Source organism: Klebsiella sp. P1927 (genome assembly GCF_018204675.1).
Classification (GTDB): Bacteria; Pseudomonadota; Gammaproteobacteria; order Enterobacterales; family Enterobacteriaceae; genus Klebsiella; species Klebsiella pneumoniae.
Genome location: NZ_CP073377.1, coordinates 2,310,400 through 2,326,751, shown reverse-complemented (window position 1 = coordinate 2,326,751; position 16,352 = coordinate 2,310,400). Strand labels below are relative to the sequence as shown.

Here is a 16,352-nt window from a genome sequence, read left to right as displayed (position 1 = left end):
GCAGACCATGACCACACAGCCAGACTGGAGCGAGTATCTGACGCAGATGACTCACCTGTTGGATATGGAGCTGGATGCGCCGCGCCGTAAGGAGCTGGAGCGCCAGTTTGCCCGCATCGCCGCCATGGCGCAGCCGCTGATGGACTATCCCCTCGGGCCGCGCGAGGAGATTGCGGGGGTGTATAAAGCATGACTCTTCAACACTTCACCATTGCCGATCTCCAGCGTGCGCTGCACGATGGCGAACTGAGCGCCCGGGAGATCGCCCGCCAGACGCTGGACGATATCGCCCGCGTGAATCCGCAGATCAACGCCTGGACCGAGGTCACCGCCCAGCGCATGCTGGCGGAGGCCGACAGCATCGACGCCCTGCGCCGGGAAAAGCGCCCCCTGCCGCCGCTGGCAGGCATTCCTTACGCAGTGAAAAATCTGTTTGATGTCGCCGGGCACACCACCCTCGCCGGCGCCGAACTGCTGAGCGATCGGCCGCCGGCAGCCAGCGACAGCTGGGCGGTGCGCCAGCTGCACAGCGCCGGCGCCCTGCTCAGCGGGATGCTCAATATGGACGCCTACGCCTACGGCTTCACCACCGAAAACAGCTACTATGGCGCGACGCGCAACCCGCACGATCTGTCGCGGATCGCCGGCGGTTCTTCCGGCGGTTCGGCCGCGGCGGTGGCGGCCGGGCTGGTTCATTTCAGCCTCGGCAGCGACACCAACGGCTCGATCCGCGTCCCCGCGTCGCTGTGCGGGATCTTTGGCCTGAAACCCACTTTCGGGCGCCTGTCGCGCTCCGGCAGCCATCCGTTTGTCGCCAGTCTGGATCATATTGGTCCTTTTGCCCGCCGGGTGGCCGACCTCGCCGCGGTGTATGACGCCCTGCAGGGGCGCGACCCGGCCGATGACTTTCAGGCTGATAAAGCCAGCGAGCGCACCGGCAATCTGCTGGAACGCGGACTGGAGGGGCTGCGCTGCGCGCGGCTGGGCGGCTATTTCACCACCTGGTGCGATGACGACGCCCGGGCGGCCGTGGATCGGGTCGCCCACGCGCTGGGCGCCGACAGCGAGCTGCAGTTCGCGGATGCCGCGCTGGCCCGCTCGGCGGCCTTTATCATCAGCGCCAGCGAAGGCGGCAATCAGTACCTGACGGATCTTCGCCACTCGCCCGAGCGCTTTGAACCCCACTCCCGCGAGCGGCTGCTGGCCGGCGCGATGATCCCCTCCGCGTGGTATCTGCAGGCTCAGCGTTTTCGCCGTCATGCTCGCCAGGCAATGAAATCCCTGTTCAGCCAGGCCGACGTGCTGATCGCCCCGGCCACCCCATGCAGCGCCACGCCAATAGGCGCGGAGGAGATGGTGATTAACGGCCAGCCGCTGCCGGTGCGCGCCAGCATGGGAATGCTGACGCAGCCGATCTCCTTCCTCGGGCTGCCGGTGGTGACCGTGCCCCTGCGTACCGCCAGCGGTAAGCCGATTGGCCTGCAGCTGATTGCCGCGCCGTTTAACGAACAAGCCTGTCTTCGCGCCGCGCGGGCGCTGGAAGCGATGGGCATTACCGATGCCCGAGTGGCGGAGAGTGCAGCATGATCAATCTGGATAATGTAGACCGCCCGGCGATCCTCGCCGAGGTGACGGCGGCGTTTTATCAGTATGAAGAGGCGCTGGTCAGCAATAACATCGAGGCGCTGGATGCGCTGTTCTGGCACGACCCGCGCACCGTACGGCTGGGAGCCGGCGAAAATCTGTATGGCATCGAGGCGATCCGCGCCTTTCGCGCCGCCCGCCCCGCCGCCGGTCTGGCCCGCGATCTGCGCCATACCACCATTACCACCTTTGGCGCGGATATGGCGGTGTGCAGCACCGAGTTCACCCGCGAAGGCAGCGCGCGCCTGGGCCGCCAGCAGCAGACCTGGGTACGCTTCCCCTACGGCTGGCGGATTGTCGCCGCCCAGGTCAGTCTGATGGACTGAGTAGAGTATACGGGAGCGGACCGGAGACTAAGGTATCCACCGGCCCGCTTCCGGTCCGGTAACATGCTATTTGGAGTCGAATATCATGGTGTTCATCAGAGCTGCGGAAGCAAAAGATATCCCCTCGCTGCAAACGCTATTTCTGCAGCTGGGCTATCAGACGGAGACGGCGATCTTAGCGCAACGCATCACTGCCCCGCAGAGCATGATGAGTGCGCTGGTGGCGGAAACAGAAAACGCCGTGTGTGGCGTAATCGTTATCAATTTTATTTTACCGGTACATGAGAACCGTTTATGGGCATTAATTTCCGCGCTGGTCATCGAGGAATCGTCACGTGGATCAGGGATAGGCCAGCAGCTTCTCCAGGCCGCAGAGCGCCTCGCCCGCGATAAACAATGCGCTCAGATCGAACTTTCAAGTAGTGAAAAAAGAATCAGAGCGCATCAATTTTATGAAAATAACGGCTACAAGGAGGTTCGCAAACGCTTCGTTAAACATTTGTCTTAACCGCCTGCGCGCGAGGGCTTTCCCCGGATGACCGTAACTATATTTTGCCCAGCAGGATATTTAACATGCGGCGCAGGGGCTCCGCAGCCCCCCACAATAGCTGATCGCCAACCGTTAACACCGAGTAGACTGGGTCATTATTTAGCGACATTTTCTTGTAGCGGCCAATACCTACCTGCAGCGAACCACTAATAGCAGCCGGGGTCAATTTACTGACACTCTCTTGCTTATTATTGCGGACATAGTTTACCCACGGATGGGAATGGGTGACTAACTCAGCAAATTCCGCTTCGCTGACCTCACGTTTAAGTTTCAGCGTAATCGCCGCGCTGTGACAGCGGATCACCCCGACCCGAATGCATAAACCATTGACCGGGATGGTACCCGGCGCAAGGCCAAGAATTTTATTAGTTTCCGCCTCGCCCTTCCATTCTTCGCGGCTGTTTCCATCGCCCAGATCGCTGTCGATCCACGGAATGATGCTGCCCATGAGGGGGACGCCAAAAGTCTCCACCGGCATGCCCGCGCTGTTAATCAACTCACTCACTTTATTTACCAATGGCAGCACGGAACCTGATGATGTCAGTTCATCAGCGGATAAATGCTGACTGATATAAGCGCTTTGTGCGATTAATTCCCGCACCTGTTTGGCGCCCGCCCCGGAGGCAGACTGATAGGTCATCACGCTCATCCATTCGATAAGATCCGCTTTTATCAGCCCGGCCAACCCCATCAGGCTCAGCGTAATGGAGCAGTTGCCGCCGACAAACAGTTTAATTCCCGCTTTTACCGCACGATCGATATTTTCGCGGTTGACGGGGTCGAGAATAATGCAGGCTCTTTCATCCATCCGCAGCGCCGAAGCCGCATCAATCCAGTAACCTTGCCAGCCATGGTTAATTAACGCCGGATAGATGGCTTTGGTATAATCCCCGCCCTGACAGGTGATGATGATATCCATTTCGGCGAGTGCGCTAAGGGAATTCGCATCTTTCAGCCTGTCGCTTCTACCATTAATAACCGGGCCCGGGGCACCCGCACTGGAGGTACTAAAAAAATGCGCTGTAATATCGTCGAAATCATTTTCTTCGATCATGCGTTGCAACAATACTGAGCCCACCATCCCTCGCCAACCAACAATACCCACCTGCTTCATTTATTTAACCTTTATAAGTTATGAGAATGTTAATTTGAGTGTCGCCATACCTTATATCGTATCCCCCAATAAAGGTCATTACCCAGCACATCGATTTTTATCATTATTAAAATGTTTCATCTGCCATCAGCGATATTTATCTCTTATTACGGTCAAGAAGATATAAGGCGGCGGCGACTGTCCAATATTCGGCATTCAAAGGTGAAACGGCGTAGCGAAACGGCAGCAGCTTCTTCTCTGGGTACCATGAAGAGTAACTTGCATTTTGATAGTTACTATGTCAATTTGCTGGCAAAAGCCACCTGGTTACTGGACAGCCCATGAAAAATGAACCGCTTTGCCGCGCTCCCTGCCCCATCGCCCGCAGCCTGGGCCGCATCGGCGACAGCTGGAGCATCATGATCCTGCGCGATGCCTTCGCGGGCTTTACCCGCTTTGACGAGTTCCAGAAAAGCAGCAACGTCGCGCCCAATATTCTGTCGCGCCGCCTGAAGGAACTGGTCGATGACGGACTGCTGGAGAAGGTGTGCTACAGCAGCACCCCGCCGCGCTACGAATACCACCTCACGCCGCGCGGCCGCGATTTCCGCATGGTGCTGCTGGCGCTGGCGGAATGGGGTAATCGCCACTTCGCCCCCGAAGGGCGTCAGATGCAGCTGGTGGAAATGGCAACCCAGCGCCACGTGGAGCCAGTCATGGTGGATAAAGCGACTGGGGAAGAGATTATCCCGGGTAAATACGCCATGGTGCCGGGCCCCGCCGCATCGCCGCTGATGAAATATCGTCATGAATATCTGCTGCGCAAACGCGAAGGCGATAGCGGACAAAAATTCCAGCCTGAACCTTACAGAGATGCCAGCAATGAATCCGACCAGTAAGAAAAATATTCTTGTCCTGGCGGCCCTGGGGGCTGCCGCCCTGGCGGCAGCGAGCTACGGCGCTTACTGGTGGCATACCGGGCGCTTTATGCAGACCACCGATGATGCCTATGTCGGCGGCGACATTAGCGCCATCTCCAGCAAAGTCTCCGGCTATATCCAGCAGCTGGCGGTGCAGGACAATATGGCGGTGAAAAAAGGTGACCTGTTGATCCGCATTGACGACCGCGATTATCGCGCCGCCCTCGCGAAAGCCGCCGGAGAAGTGGCGGCGCAGCAGGCCGCGCTGGCCGATATCCAGGCTACCCGCCAGCTTCAGCAGGCGACCATTGCCGGCTCTGCGGCCTCGTTACTGGCCGCCACGGCGGCAACCGAAAAACTGGCTAACGACAACCGACGCTATAACGCCCTGGCCGCGTCGAGCGCGATTTCCGCACAGATCCGCGATAACGCCTCCGCCGATTATCGCCGGGCGCACGCCGAGCAGGAGAAGGCCAAAGCGGATAAAACCGTGGCCGAACGTCAGCTGGCGGTGCTGGATGCTCGCCACCAGCAAATCCTGGCTGCCCTGGCGCAGGCCCAGGCTAACCTCGAGATGGCCAGGCTGAACCTCAGCTATACCGACATTCGCGCGCCGTTCGATGGGGTGATTGGCAACCGCCGCGCGTGGTCCGGCTCCTTCGTCAGCAGCGGTACGCAGCTGCTCTCCCTGGTACCCGCGCACGGCCTGTGGATTGACGCTAACTTCAAGGAAAACCAGCTGGCGCATATGCGTGCCGGCCAGCCGGCGACCATCGTCGCCGATGTGCTGCCGAACCATACCTTTAAGGGGCATGTCGCCAGCCTGGCGCCGGCGACCGGCTCACGCTTCAGCATTCTGCCGGCGGAGAACGCGACCGGGAATTTCACTAAAATCGTGCAGCGGGTGCCGGTCCGCATTGCGCTGGAAGGTGACGGGGCAAAGCTTGACGTCCTGCGCCCGGGACTGTCGGTGATCGTCACCGTGAACGAAAAGAGCCCTCGATGAGCACCGTTCAGGCGCTGTCCGCCCCGCAGGGTCTGTCGATGCCGACGGCGAAGAAGATCTTCGCCTTCGCCAGCATGTGCGTGGGGATGTTTATTGCCCTTATCGACATCCAGATCGTCTCCGCCTCGCTGCGGGATATTGGCGGCGGCCTGTCGGCGGGCGACGATGAAACCGTCTGGGTACAAACCAGCTACCTGATCGCCGAGATCATTATTATCCCGCTTTCCGGCTGGCTGGCCCGGGTCATGTCGACCCGCTGGCTGTTTGCCGCTTCCGCGGCGGGCTTCACGCTGATGAGCCTGCTGTGCGGCTGGGCGTGGAACATCCAGAGTATGATCGCCTTCCGCGCCCTGCAGGGACTGGCGGGCGGGTCGATGATCCCCCTGGTGTTCACCACCGCTTTCGCCTTTTTTCAGGGCAAACAGCGGGTCATCGCCGCGGCGACGATCGGCGGCCTGGCCTCCCTCGCCCCTACGCTGGGTCCAACGGTGGGCGGCTGGATCACCGAAAACTACAACTGGCACTGGCTGTTCTTTATCAACGTTGTTCCGGGGATTTACATCGCGGTGGCAGTGCCGCTGCTGGTAAAAGTAGACAGCGCCGACCCTACTCTGCTGCGCGGCGCCGACTATCTCAGTATTCTGCTGCTGGCCTTGTCCCTCGGCTGCCTGGAATATACCCTCGAAGAAGGTCCGCGCTGGGGCTGGTTTGATGACGCGACCCTGACGACCACCGCCTGGGTCGCCCTGCTCTGCGGCGTGGCCTTTGTTATCCGCACCCTGCGCCATCCGCAGCCGGTGATGGATCTCCGCGCCCTGCAGGATCGAACCTTCAGCCTCGGCTGCTATTTCTCGTTTATGGCCGGCGTCGGCATCTTCGCCACCATCTATTTAACCCCGCTGTATCTGGGGAGCGTGCGCGGTTTCAGTGCGCTGGAGATCGGCCTGGCGGTATTTTCCACCGGTCTGTTCCAGGTCATGTCTATTCCGTTTTATTCGTGGCTCGCCAACCGCGTCGATCTGCGCTGGCTGCTGATGGCCGGGCTGATCGGCTTTGCGGTGTCAATGTACAGCTTTGTTCCGATCACTCACGACTGGGGGGCGGACCAGTTGCTGCTCCCGCAGGCCTTTCGCGGACTGGCGCAGCAGTTTGCCGTCGCGCCAACGGTGACCCTGACGCTGGGCAGCCTGCCGCCCGCGCGCCTGAAGCTGGCCTCCGGGCTGTTTAATCTGATGCGCAACCTCGGGGGCGCCATCGGCATCGCCCTGTGCGGCACGGTGCTTAACGACAGAACCAATCTGCACTATAGCCGCCTGGCGGACCATCTGAATAACGCCAACCTGGCAATGAGCGATTTTGTTCAGCGCAGCGCGGCAAACTTCACCGTCCAGGGGATCTCGCCGGATGCCGCGCAGACGGCGGCGCTGAAAAATCTTTCCGCGCTGGCGCTACGGGAGGCGCGAACCCAGGCATTTTCCGATGCTTTCTACCTCATCATGATGGGTTTTTTACTTGCCGCGCTGCTGGCTCCCTTGATGAAAAAGCCGCCGGCACACTGATACTACAGGAGAGTTAACTATGGGCGTTTCCGTTAAACGCATTGTCGTCACCGGGATGGGGATTGTCAGCCCGCTGGGCTGCGGCGTACAGCACGTCTGGCAGTCGCTGCTGGCAGGAAAGTCAGGGATCACCCGACTCAGCGAGCAGCTGGTCGCGGATATTCCCTGCAAAGTGGCTGGCCAGGTGCCGTCCATTGACAGCGATCCGCTGCACGGCTTCGACCCGCTGGCGACCATCCCGGCGAAAGAGCGCAAAAAGATGGATCGCTTTATTGAGTTTGCGCTGGTCGCCGCGCGCGAAGCGCTGGCCCAGGCCGGTTGGTCGCCAGCATCCGAGGCCGAACAGGAACGCACTGCCACGGTGATCGCCACCGGGATCGGCGGGTTCAGCGAGATCGCCAATGCGGTACATACCACCGAGGAGCGCGGGCCGCGTCGTCTCTCGCCGTTCACTATCCCCTCTTTTCTGGCCAACCTGGCCGCCGGGCATGTGTCTATCGCCCACGGCTTCCGGGGCCCCATCGGCGCGCCGGTCACCGCCTGCGCAGCGGGTGCCCAGGCCATCGGCGATGCAGCGCGGATGATCCGCAGCGGCGAGGCGGATATTGCCCTCTGCGGCGGCGCGGAAGCGGCAATTCATCGCGTTAGCCTGGCCGGGTTTGCCGCGGTAAGGGCGCTGTCCAGCGCCTACAGCGACCAGCCGGAAAGCGCTTCCCGCCCCTTTGACCGTGACCGCGATGGTTTTGTGATGGGAGAAGGCGCCGGGCTTATTGTGATCGAATCTCTGGAGCACGCGCTGGCGCGCGGGGCCACGCCGCTGGCCGAGCTGGTGGGCTACGGCACCAGCGCAGATGCTTATCACCTGACCGCAGGCCCGGAAGACGGGAACGGCGCACGTCGGGCCATGGAGATCGCTATTCGCCAGGCCGGGGTGACCGTCGACGAGATTGATCATATCAACGCCCACGCCACCTCGACGCAGGTCGGTGATAAAGGTGAGCTGGCGGCGATTAAAACGCTGTTTGGCGCGCATCCGGTCGCCATTACCTCGACGAAATCCGCCACCGGCCATCTGTTAGGCGCGGCCGGCGGGATCGAGGCCATCTTCACCATTCAGGCCCTGCGTGACCAGGTGGTGCCGCCGACGCTGAACCTGCATCACCCCGATGAAGACGCGGCAGGCATGAACCTGGTGGCGCTGCAGGCCCGCCCGCAGAAGATGCGTTATGCGCTGTCGAACGGTTTTGGCTTTGGCGGCGTTAACGCCAGCCTGCTGCTGAAACGCTGGCAATAATCGTCAGCTCCCCTGCGGTACTGGCCGACGGGGGATTTCCACCGTTGCGGCTTTTGCCCTGCTGCTGGAGTAAATCAAGTACAGCGCGATACCCAGTGAGACAATGGCGCCTATTCGGCTCATCGAGAATGGAATCGACGCATTGTCCAGCCAGCCGAAGTTATCGATCAAGGTCAGTTTTGAGCGAAGAACGGACCACACTATCTAAAGAATGATATCGCCTATTATGTTGGGACCGCTCATGTTAAAAAAGGGATAGCTTTTCTTTTCATTGACGATAACGAAGGAATTTTCATGGTTGAGGTTGAGGAAATAAAAAAGAAATATCCCGGCGCAGATGCCTGGCAAATGGGTGACAGTCCGGAGCTGGCTAACGAGCTTGCTGACCTGATCAAAAAAGGGATCAAAACGGCCTCTTGCGGATCTTTTGCCTCTTACCAGCAGGAAGAATCTGCCCCGAGAATCGGGAGTTATAACATTATTCTTGATGGTCAGAATGTTCCAGTTTGCGTGATCAGACTGATTTCGATGCAGCTGGTTCGTTTTTGTGATGTCACTGAAGCGTTCGCCCGCAAAGAAGGTGAAGGCGATTTAAGCCTTGAATACTGGAAGAAAGAGCATCAGAGATTTTTCAGCTCTGAAGGTCATTTTTCTGAAGATATGGAGTTGATCGCAGAAGAATTTGAAGTGGTTGAGGTGCTGTAAGGCAAGGTCAACGGGCTGACGTTTTATCACTGGCCACTCATAACACTGTTCGCTTCTGGCGCGGAGCGGACAAGCTATCGAGCTAAAGGTCCGCATTGAGCAAGGAGCTGACGTGCCAGCTATAATTGGTAATAAAACGAGAGTAGAACTATTCTGATTTGTTTAAAAAAACATTTTTACATCCAAGGGCAAAATATTTTTTATGCTATCTTACATGCTATCTCAATATGCCAGGCTACCTGTGCCTGAAGTTACTCTACGTTCATGGTTAAAACAATGGTTGTCAGAGCAGGAATCGAGGTGTACAGACAGAAGTTTCTCGGCGCGATTTCCCTGGAGAGAAACTGGATTATGTCAGGAATATTTTTTACAACGAAAACTCAAAATTGATGGAAAGCAATTTCTTACTGGCCCCCGTTATCAGGGCGGAAATATTAACAAACCTTTTATTGATATTGTAGGTATGGATTCTGACCTAAATCATACTGCATTAGAACTCATTAGTAAGGAATGGTCACAACTCAGAGCTCAGTATGTCCGCATTCTTGTGCCAGGCCAGTCCTTCCCGCAGGGTATTCCTGACCAGTATATATATGCCACTTCTTTTTCTGAACCCCCTGAATTCAATGATAAATCTCTTACTTTGCAAGTGGCGACATACGAAGATTTTGACTGGTGTTGTCAGGCCCTGGGTGATGCCTATAAGCATACATGGCAGACAGTTCGCGAACTATCTGCAAGCAATTTGGTAGCAGTTGATGACGAAGAGTTGTGTGACCATATTTCTGAGAGAGAAGTATATATTATCTATGAAAACGATGTTCGCGCCGGGTTGCTAATATGCCAGAAAGGAAACCTCGCTTTTCTGAGAGGATATCGTATTACTGACAAAGTAATACTTCCTGCTTTTCGTGGTCGATCATTGTCGGCCCGAGCGCAACTCCTGCTGTACCGATTATTAACTCATTCCGATTCTGAACTATCTATGTATATGGGCACAATTATTCCGCAGAATATCCCCTCGATGAAAACTGCAGAAAGAGCGGGACGAACTTGCATCCTAAGTTATCAATTTCTACCCATCTGCAGAACCCACGACTAACAGCAATGCTAATTTATCTTCAGCCTACTTCCGCTTTTGGCACACAGGGGATGTCCAGGGCCCGGGAGTACTCCCCTGGACGCATTAATGGGCAGGATGTGATTGTTGCGCAGGCTATCATATGGCCTGAGGTACAGCAGAATCAGGCTTCGTAGCAATGAGTCGGCTCACAGCGTCCGGAATCCACCACCCGGTGCCGTAAATCACCGCAAGGTCTGTCATAAGGTAATTTCATCACACATCGCGACACCTTTTTTCTTCATGCAAGCCTTCTCTTTCACGGTTTGTCAGAACTGTGGACCGCAGTAATCTCCACTCCGTGCTTTAATCAATGAGAGTGTGTCGGGTGCAAATTAAACTACCTTTCTCAACAGCAAAGGCGGGATATCCCTGCCCTCGCAGGGTTTCTGCGTCTGGTAATATGCCCATGACAGTCTCAAAGACCGCTTTGAGGGTTTCCCGGTTTAAGGCACATAATCGCGTGGCGTTGCCCCCAAAATGCAGCGAAAAGCAGCGGTAAAGGCCGCCGGGCATGAGAAACCAAGCTGGTAAGCGACCTGTTTGATTGGAACACCGTTCGCGAGAAGATCCAACGAAGCGCAAATTCTGGCTCTCTGCTTCCATGTTCTTAAACTAAAGCCTGTATCCTTCATAAACAATCGGGAAAAGGTCCGTTCCGACATGGCCGACATAAAAGCCAGCTCGCTCAGCGATGATTCCCAGCGCTGATTGACCAGTAGCGATCTGGCCGCGCTGAATAATCGCTCATCATTCGGCATGGGAAGCGCCATCGTTAAAGGTGGAGCCTCGCTGAGAATTTCCAGAAGCAACAACGCTATCTTCCGTTGACTCGGTCTGGCGTAGTCCTCACTGAACAGCCCAGCGATAAGCTCTTTGACTAACGGCGTAGCCGTGATCACATGTACCTGCTGACTCTTCGTAAAGCTCGTACATTCTGCGATAAGGCTACTGCTGAAATAGATCGCCCTGAGATCGGTTTGTGAAAGCAGATGATAACTATGGATATGCAGAGGCGGTAGCCATAATGCCCGCTGAGGAGGGATCACCCAACGGTCTCTCTCTGTTTGCACCAGCATAACCCCTCTGGTGGCGAAGAGTAGCTGCCCCTCAACATGATGATGGGGAGGATCTGCCTCGCCGCGTTGATAGCTTATCGCAGTACTGGACCAGCCTGTGGCTTCATCATGTCTTGGCGCTTTATCTATACTACCTGGCATTTCAGATTTAGCCCCTGCCATTATCATATCGAAACTGGAACCACCCGGAGTAGAGCCTTAGGCAATGGGTGCGTGACTTATCATTCTGATCATCAAAGATATTACAGGAGCTTAACCTCATGCGTGTACACTTTATCGTACATGAAAGTTTTGAAGCCCCGGGCGCATATGAAACCTGGGCAATAAACCAGGGTCATGATGTAACTTACTCACGCGTCTATGCAGGCGATCGGCTACCTGATGACGCCGTAGGCATCGATTTTCTTATCGTTATGGGCGGTCCGCAAGATCCTGACACCACGCTTGAAGAGTGCCCGCACTTTAATGCTAAAGCGGAACAGGCGCTGATTGCTTCCGCGGTTAAAACCGGTAAGGCGGTGATCGGTATCTGCCTGGGTTCACAGCTAATCGGTGAAGCGCTGGGCGCGCCGTTCTCTCATAGCCCGGAAAAAGAGATTGGTAAATTCCCGATCACATTGAGCGAAGACGGCAGGAAGGATGAGATGTTCTCTCACTTTGGGAAAACACTTGAAGTGGGTCACTGGCATAACGATATGCCAGGTTTGACGCCAGAGGCCAAAATTATTGCTTACAGCGAAGGCTGTCCGCGGCAGATCGTTGCCTATTCAGACCGCGTCTTTGGTTTCCAGTGCCACATGGAGCTCACATTGGACGTTGTAGAACGGCTGATCGCTCATTCTGAGAAAGACCTGAGCCGTGCAGCAGAATATCGTTTCGTTGACACGCCTGAAGCGCTCCGGGCGCACGATTACAGTGAAATGAATCAAGTACTTTTTGGCTTTTTGGATAAGCTGGAAGCACGTTACACAGCAGCGCAAGCATAATGTTATGCTCGGTAAGCTTGCCATCGGTTTTGATTTTAATGTCCGCTCCTGGCACAGAGCGGACAAGCTATCTGAGTTGAAGGTCTGATATGAGCGATCAGCGGACGTTGGCTACACTGTTAAACGTCGCAGACTCAGCTTCTGACTGCCAGTTTTTCGCGAGTTGGGCCTTCAAAGTAGATGCTCCTGATATGGCAATTACGGGGTTGAGTCAGCACAAAGCGAATTGTTTCCCAGACTGAACGCCCATTCATCAGCCGTTCCCCCATTTTGGCCTGGCTATCGGCAAAAGAGTCTAACCCTGTCAGCTCGAAATCCGGTGGATACAAACCGGTCACACGTATATTTTCTGCGGACAACTGGTGCGAGAGTTTAGTTATAAACCCGCTAAGCCCGTGTTTACTGGCAAAAAAAGCGGGGTGCGCGATTGAATCTGTAAAATTAGGAATCCCACATGAAGATATAATTGAAACGATATCTGCGCTTTCTGAACGTCTTAACCCAGGTAGTAACGCCTGAGTCAGTAGAATAGAACCTGTCAGTCCAGAACTGATGGTATTGACAATTTCTGTGTCTGGTTGGTCGTCTAATGTTCCTGAAAGCCACTGAGCAGCATTGAGGATTAAAATGTCTATGGGTTTGTCTGAAGTTAACAACTGTGAAGAAAACTGAGAAAGGGATTCAGGTAGGGTTAAATCACAGAGATGCCCTTTCGCCATTCCGCCTTCAGCCGTAATGATACTGCAAGTTTTTTGAATGTCATCAGCGCGCCTCGCGCAAAAATCCACCTCGACGCCTTCTCGCGCTAACCATACGCTCAGCGCCTGACCAAATCCCGTGCCACCACCGGTAATTACAGCTCTTTTACCTCTCAGCATCTTCATCCATCCTTTATTAATGAATAGGGGGGAATGTAGATATATATGAGGAAGCAGATTGACATCTTTCAGTTAGTGCCATTTTTTGACGATAGGGATAAGTTGTACTGCTACATTTCCATCGCGCTCCTGTGGGCATGCAACATCCGCTCCTGGCACTAGTCTGCCGTAAAGGGCAGCTTTAAGGGAGGAGCGGACGAGCTAACGCAGGTGAAGATCCGCTGTGAGCGAAAAGCGGATTTTTGTCGTTCTGTCATCAAAACTGGCGACTTATATTAGGATATCGCAATACCCCTCGCCCTCAGGCTACGTCTGCTTGAATTGATTGCCTCAAGAAGGCGGAGGCGGCTTTCCGCTGATTGCCGCTACGCGCACAGCAGGCGTACCGGTCATTTATGTCAGCGTCGGATTCCGCAAGGGGTATCCAGAGGTCAGCAAAAACAACACTATCTTCGCTTCGATTAAGGAGAATGGAGTTTTTATGGCTGATAACGAGAGCACGGCTATTCATCCTGATGTTGCTCCAGCAGAAAATGAAGTCGTCATCGTCAAACGCAGAGTCGGAGCTTTCTCGTTTACTGAACTTGAGATGATCCTTCGTGCTCAAGGCATCGAAAACCTGATTCTTACGGGTGTAACTACCAGTCGTGTGGTGCTTTCCACAGTCGGACAAGCTTTTGATCTGGATTACCGCCTTATCGTTGTGAATGATTATTGCGCAGATCCAGATCCTGACACCAATATGTTTTTACTTAAAAAAGTTCTACCTCAACATGCTTTTGTTACCAGTTCCTCTGAAATATCAAAACCTGGGCATAAAACTATGAATTTCTGACGTCAAAAAACGGGAGGATATAACCGGGGATCCTCAGTCATCTGAACGTCCGCTCCTGGTGGCGATAGTCAGCATCATGTCTGGCCCAGGAGAAATCTCCAGAAGCGTCAGTGCGAGAAGGAAAGTCATAAACGTTTCGATGGAAGGCATCCTGGTAGAGTCCGAAAACATATTTCCGCTACGTTACCTCCGTTCGATGCGGGCAAGAAGCGGACGTTGTACTTCAATCATCATCGATTTGAATGACAGCAAGGTAACGGCTAATCCAGGTGACGTAAATGTGTCGCGATCCCCCAGCTTAGAACGGTACAGCTTCCATTAATCAGCTCGAAAACGGCGTAACTCGCATTGGGTTGTGCATAGCGGTGAAAATCATCCACAGATCCACTTTTTAATGTCGCAAGCACGCCCTGAATGACCTGCCCGTGAGACACAATACATATTGTTCGATGATGATGTTTTTTTTCCAGACTGGATAAAAAATGTATCATTCGCTGCGAAGCATCTGAGAGAGACTCACCCCCTGGCGGACAATACTCTGCATCCAGGGTGAATAATGCTTCTGCGGCGTCCGGATTATTTTGCAGCAGCGCTACGGTTGTCATGCCTTCAAACTGACCAAAAGCCTGTTCTTTCAGAGCCGGTTCAGCTATCAGTGAACAATAAAAACGCTCAGCCAGGCGCTGTCCCATTTGCCAGGCCCGGCCAAGTGGAGACGCGTAAACACATTCTACCCGGTAATCACTCTCTGCAAGCGCTGCCAATAAAGCTGATGTTTGACGCTCCCCACGAAGCGTCAATGCGCTATCACTGTGTCCCTGAATAATATTTTTTACATTCCATTCTGTTTCCGCGTGTCGAACCAGTATCACTTGCATCATTGCAGGGTCACATAAGCCGTTATTTGAAATGTTATCATCTAAAAACCCTCCTTTGATATGCAGGCAAGTTCTCAGCTCTCGACGAAAAACAGGAACAAGTGTAGCTGATAATGGTTATGTTCAGCTTCAGAAGTGACGTAGTTATCGACGTTAACGTCTGCTCTGGCACAGAGCGAACGCTTCCCCTTGTCGACGCGAAAAGCAACTCTGCCCATGCCTCTATCTCAGTAATACCTGTATCAGTTGAACGACGATATACACTCCCGCTACCACCTGTATGATCCGAAACCCCCATCTCAGATAGCGCCATTGATGGCGTTCGCTGGCATCAGCCGCTTCAATGGCGGGATCATAACGTTTTCTTTTCCTGGTCCTGAATGTATCGAATCCCCACAGGATGAGAAGAAAGATGATGATGATTTTTTCAACGATAAGATGGTTCACAAAGAGAGACTCCGGTCTTCTCACGGTTACAGGCAGAATAGATAAACCGCCTGGATGTAGCCACCACTAAATGTAGGGGTACCTGAAGACGAAGCCAGGCCTTCCCGGATTATCTGTCTTATGACCGCGTAAACGCATAGCAACGCCATAAAAGCGACATTCATTTCCGACACATGCTGCCGGAGTCCCCTTCTCCGACGCCTCAGGCTGGGTGATAAAACGACGGCGGCTGCCCGGTCACGCGGCGGAACATGGTGGCGAAAGAGGACGCATTGTCGTATCCAAGGGATAATGCCACTTCGTTCACCGGTTTGCCTGCTATCAACCATGCCAGGGCGCTCACCACGCAGGCTCGCTGTCGCCAGGCGGAAAACGACAGGCCCAGCTGCTTCAGGAAATGGCGGCGAAAGGTACTAGGACTCATAAACAGCGCCCTGGCCCAGCGCGCCGCAGGATCATGGATAGAGGGGTTAAGCAAAAAAGCCTGACAAAGCGCCAGCAGCGCCGGATGCTGCGGCAACGGAATGTCAAATTCGCGGACCGGCATGGCGGCCAGTTCCAGCAACATCAACTGTATCAGCGTGCGATCGCGTGGGCTGTCGTACAACGGTGGTAAATCCACAGCCTCAAGCAGTAGCTGGCGCAACAGCGGCGAGACGCTGATCACTTCGCAACGACGGTGTTTAATGAAAGCGGCCACACAATCTGGCTCAATATACAAGCTACGCGTGGTCACCCCTGCAAATCTGACGGCATGCACGGTTTCAGGGGGGATCCAGACAGCGTGTTGCGGAGGAACCACCCATTCTCCGTCCTGCGTAGTGACATACATCAGTCCGGTCGCGCCATACAGTAGCTGTGCGCGACGATGCTGGTGCGGGGGCAGGATAAATCCCTGCGCATAGTCATTACCTAACGCCACCACATCACGATCGAGTCGATCGAACTCGTCAATTTTTACGTTGCGCACACCTGCCTCCCTCTGACCAATTTACAAAGGTAATTGAGCGCTACGCAAATGGGAAGCAGTAC

General features: G+C 54.8%; 20 protein-coding genes and 3 pseudogenes. 13 read left to right on the top strand and 10 right to left on the bottom strand.

What is annotated here, in order from left to right; translation table 11 throughout:
- Positions 1-7 precede the first annotated feature (7 nt).
- The 4 genes from hpxX to KB892_RS11755 all read left to right on the top strand — a co-directional run bounded on the left by hpxX (position 8) and on the right by KB892_RS11755 (position 2,478).
- A complete protein-coding gene (gene hpxX / locus KB892_RS11770; RefSeq protein WP_004176113.1) occupies positions 8-193 on the top strand; it encodes an oxalurate catabolism protein HpxX in 186 nt (61 codons plus the stop codon).
- Positions 190-1,587: an AtzE family amidohydrolase gene (locus KB892_RS11765; protein WP_004199945.1), complete on the top strand. Its 1,398-nt coding sequence runs from the start codon at positions 190-192 to the stop codon at positions 1,585-1,587. Before hpxX ends, KB892_RS11765 begins: the two co-directional genes overlap by 4 nt.
- Positions 1,584-1,970: an oxalurate catabolism protein HpxZ gene (gene hpxZ / locus KB892_RS11760; protein ID WP_002905421.1), complete on the top strand. Its 387-nt coding sequence runs from the start codon at positions 1,584-1,586 to the stop codon at positions 1,968-1,970. Before KB892_RS11765 ends, hpxZ begins: the two co-directional genes overlap by 4 nt.
- A gap of 85 nt (positions 1,971-2,055) precedes the next feature.
- Positions 2,056-2,478, top strand: coding sequence for a GNAT family N-acetyltransferase (locus KB892_RS11755; protein ID WP_004176111.1), 423 nt, complete (start codon positions 2,056-2,058; stop codon positions 2,476-2,478).
- Between the two features lie 37 nt (positions 2,479-2,515).
- On the opposite strand, the gene asd is transcribed toward KB892_RS11755, so the two are convergent.
- On the bottom strand, positions 2,516-3,634 hold the full coding sequence (gene asd, locus KB892_RS11750) for an aspartate-semialdehyde dehydrogenase (protein ID WP_004199947.1): 1,119 nt from the start codon (positions 3,632-3,634) through the stop codon (positions 2,516-2,518).
- Between the two features lie 201 nt (positions 3,635-3,835).
- Between asd and KB892_RS11745 the strand changes: the two genes are divergently transcribed.
- From KB892_RS11745 to fabF, 5 genes are read left to right on the top strand one after another with little or no spacing between them, the layout of a single operon-like run.
- The gene (locus tag KB892_RS11745) at positions 3,836-3,958 is read left to right on the top strand and encodes a hypothetical protein (protein WP_014343077.1); all 123 of its coding nucleotides are present in this window, start codon (positions 3,836-3,838) and stop codon (positions 3,956-3,958) included.
- Entirely contained in the window at positions 3,955-4,512 is a 558-nt protein-coding gene (locus tag KB892_RS11740; RefSeq protein WP_004199948.1) for a winged helix-turn-helix transcriptional regulator, read from the top strand. Before KB892_RS11745 ends, KB892_RS11740 begins: the two co-directional genes overlap by 4 nt.
- Positions 4,496-5,539, top strand: a complete 1,044-nt coding sequence (locus KB892_RS11735) for an HlyD family secretion protein (protein ID WP_004199950.1) — start codon at positions 4,496-4,498, stop codon at positions 5,537-5,539. The genes KB892_RS11740 and KB892_RS11735 overlap by 17 nt, the downstream gene beginning before the upstream one ends.
- Positions 5,536-7,098: a DHA2 family efflux MFS transporter permease subunit gene (locus tag KB892_RS11730; RefSeq protein WP_014343079.1), complete on the top strand. Its 1,563-nt coding sequence runs from the start codon at positions 5,536-5,538 to the stop codon at positions 7,096-7,098. The genes KB892_RS11735 and KB892_RS11730 overlap by 4 nt, the downstream gene beginning before the upstream one ends.
- A 19-nt stretch (positions 7,099-7,117) precedes the next feature.
- Positions 7,118-8,392 carry a beta-ketoacyl-ACP synthase II gene (fabF, locus tag KB892_RS11725; RefSeq protein ID WP_014343080.1) on the top strand — a complete coding sequence of 425 codons (1,275 nt, stop codon included), beginning with the start codon at positions 7,118-7,120 and terminating at the stop codon, positions 8,390-8,392.
- A 3-nt stretch (positions 8,393-8,395) separates the two neighbouring features.
- On the opposite strand, the pseudogene KB892_RS31125 reads toward fabF, so the two are convergent.
- Positions 8,396-8,563: pseudogene (locus tag KB892_RS31125) on the bottom strand (EamA-like transporter family protein); the annotation flags it as partial.
- 177 nt (positions 8,564-8,740) lie between these two features.
- On the opposite strand from KB892_RS31125, the gene KB892_RS11720 reads away from it, so the two are divergent.
- Together KB892_RS11720 and KB892_RS11715 are read left to right on the top strand one after the other, a co-directional pair.
- Complete coding sequence (locus KB892_RS11720) at positions 8,741-9,097, top strand: ASCH domain-containing protein (protein WP_014343081.1); 357 nt, start codon at positions 8,741-8,743, stop codon at positions 9,095-9,097.
- A gap of 202 nt (positions 9,098-9,299) precedes the next feature.
- Positions 9,300-10,199 carry a hypothetical protein gene (locus KB892_RS11715; RefSeq protein WP_017896235.1) on the top strand — a complete coding sequence of 300 codons (900 nt, stop codon included), beginning with the start codon at positions 9,300-9,302 and terminating at the stop codon, positions 10,197-10,199.
- Positions 10,200-10,663: 464 nt separating this feature from the next.
- Here the strand turns inward: KB892_RS11715 and KB892_RS11710 are convergent, their stop codons facing one another.
- Entirely contained in the window at positions 10,664-11,437 is a 774-nt protein-coding gene (locus KB892_RS11710) for an AraC family transcriptional regulator (RefSeq protein WP_004199956.1), read from the bottom strand.
- Between the two features lie 119 nt (positions 11,438-11,556).
- On the opposite strand from KB892_RS11710, the gene KB892_RS11705 reads away from it, so the two are divergent.
- Positions 11,557-12,282 carry a type 1 glutamine amidotransferase gene (locus KB892_RS11705; RefSeq protein ID WP_004199957.1) on the top strand — a complete coding sequence of 242 codons (726 nt, stop codon included), beginning with the start codon at positions 11,557-11,559 and terminating at the stop codon, positions 12,280-12,282.
- A gap of 134 nt (positions 12,283-12,416) precedes the next feature.
- Here KB892_RS11705 and KB892_RS31505 read toward each other — a convergent pair whose 3' ends face one another.
- Positions 12,417-12,620 (bottom strand): deoxygluconate dehydrogenase, encoded by a 204-nt coding sequence (locus tag KB892_RS31505; protein ID WP_014343083.1) that lies wholly within the window; start codon positions 12,618-12,620, stop codon positions 12,417-12,419.
- 15 nt (positions 12,621-12,635) lie between these two features.
- Positions 12,636-13,160 (bottom strand): annotated as a pseudogene (locus KB892_RS11700) (SDR family NAD(P)-dependent oxidoreductase); the annotation flags it as partial.
- Positions 13,161-13,485: 325 nt separating this feature from the next.
- Here KB892_RS11700 and KB892_RS11695 point away from each other — a divergent pair.
- Positions 13,486-13,995: a cysteine hydrolase family protein gene (locus KB892_RS11695; RefSeq protein WP_014343084.1), complete on the top strand. Its 510-nt coding sequence runs from the start codon at positions 13,486-13,488 to the stop codon at positions 13,993-13,995.
- Positions 13,996-14,040: 45 nt separating this feature from the next.
- Here KB892_RS11695 and KB892_RS31120 read toward each other — a convergent pair.
- From KB892_RS31120 to KB892_RS11675, 5 genes and pseudogenes are all read right to left on the bottom strand, one after another.
- Positions 14,041-14,145 (bottom strand): annotated as a pseudogene (locus KB892_RS31120) (LysE family translocator); the annotation flags it as partial.
- Between the two features lie 110 nt (positions 14,146-14,255).
- Positions 14,256-14,876: a histidine phosphatase family protein gene (locus KB892_RS11690; RefSeq protein ID WP_017896232.1), complete on the bottom strand. Its 621-nt coding sequence runs from the start codon at positions 14,874-14,876 to the stop codon at positions 14,256-14,258.
- 71 nt (positions 14,877-14,947) lie between these two features.
- Positions 14,948-15,091 carry a hypothetical protein gene (locus KB892_RS11685; RefSeq protein WP_004184140.1) on the bottom strand — a complete coding sequence of 48 codons (144 nt, stop codon included), beginning with the start codon at positions 15,089-15,091 and terminating at the stop codon, positions 14,948-14,950.
- Positions 15,092-15,095: 4 nt separating this feature from the next.
- Positions 15,096-15,320 (bottom strand): hypothetical protein, encoded by a 225-nt coding sequence (locus tag KB892_RS11680; RefSeq protein ID WP_004199962.1) that lies wholly within the window; start codon positions 15,318-15,320, stop codon positions 15,096-15,098.
- Between the two features lie 202 nt (positions 15,321-15,522).
- Positions 15,523-16,290, bottom strand: coding sequence for an AraC family transcriptional regulator (locus KB892_RS11675; RefSeq protein ID WP_004189983.1), 768 nt, complete (start codon positions 16,288-16,290; stop codon positions 15,523-15,525).
- Positions 16,291-16,352 lie beyond the last annotated feature (62 nt).

Bases quoted from the DNA above. Each gene is read 5' to 3' on its own strand.
- KB892_RS11740 (WP_004199948.1), top strand. From the start codon at position 3,955: ATGAAAAATGAACCGCTTTGCCGCGCTCCCTGCCCCATCGCCCGCAGC.
- KB892_RS11705 (WP_004199957.1), top strand. From the start codon at position 11,557: ATGCGTGTACACTTTATCGTACATGAAAGTTTTGAAGCCCCGGGCGCA.
- KB892_RS11735 (WP_004199950.1), top strand. From the start codon at position 4,496: ATGAATCCGACCAGTAAGAAAAATATTCTTGTCCTGGCGGCCCTGGGG.
- KB892_RS11730 (WP_014343079.1), top strand. From the start codon at position 5,536: ATGAGCACCGTTCAGGCGCTGTCCGCCCCGCAGGGTCTGTCGATGCCG.
- KB892_RS11765 (WP_004199945.1), top strand. From the start codon at position 190: ATGACTCTTCAACACTTCACCATTGCCGATCTCCAGCGTGCGCTGCAC.
- KB892_RS11690 (WP_017896232.1), bottom strand. From the start codon at position 14,876: ATGATGCAAGTGATACTGGTTCGACACGCGGAAACAGAATGGAATGTA.
- KB892_RS11720 (WP_014343081.1), top strand. From the start codon at position 8,741: ATGGGTGACAGTCCGGAGCTGGCTAACGAGCTTGCTGACCTGATCAAA.
- hpxX (WP_004176113.1), top strand. From the start codon at position 8: ATGACCACACAGCCAGACTGGAGCGAGTATCTGACGCAGATGACTCAC.
- asd (WP_004199947.1), bottom strand. From the start codon at position 3,634: ATGAAGCAGGTGGGTATTGTTGGTTGGCGAGGGATGGTGGGCTCAGTA.
- KB892_RS11755 (WP_004176111.1), top strand. From the start codon at position 2,056: ATGGTGTTCATCAGAGCTGCGGAAGCAAAAGATATCCCCTCGCTGCAA.
- hpxZ (WP_002905421.1), top strand. From the start codon at position 1,584: ATGATCAATCTGGATAATGTAGACCGCCCGGCGATCCTCGCCGAGGTG.
- KB892_RS11715 (WP_017896235.1), top strand. From the start codon at position 9,300: ATGCTATCTTACATGCTATCTCAATATGCCAGGCTACCTGTGCCTGAA.
- KB892_RS11710 (WP_004199956.1), bottom strand. From the start codon at position 11,437: ATGCCAGGTAGTATAGATAAAGCGCCAAGACATGATGAAGCCACAGGC.
- KB892_RS11685 (WP_004184140.1), bottom strand. From the start codon at position 15,091: ATGGGCAGAGTTGCTTTTCGCGTCGACAAGGGGAAGCGTTCGCTCTGT.
- fabF (WP_014343080.1), top strand. From the start codon at position 7,118: ATGGGCGTTTCCGTTAAACGCATTGTCGTCACCGGGATGGGGATTGTC.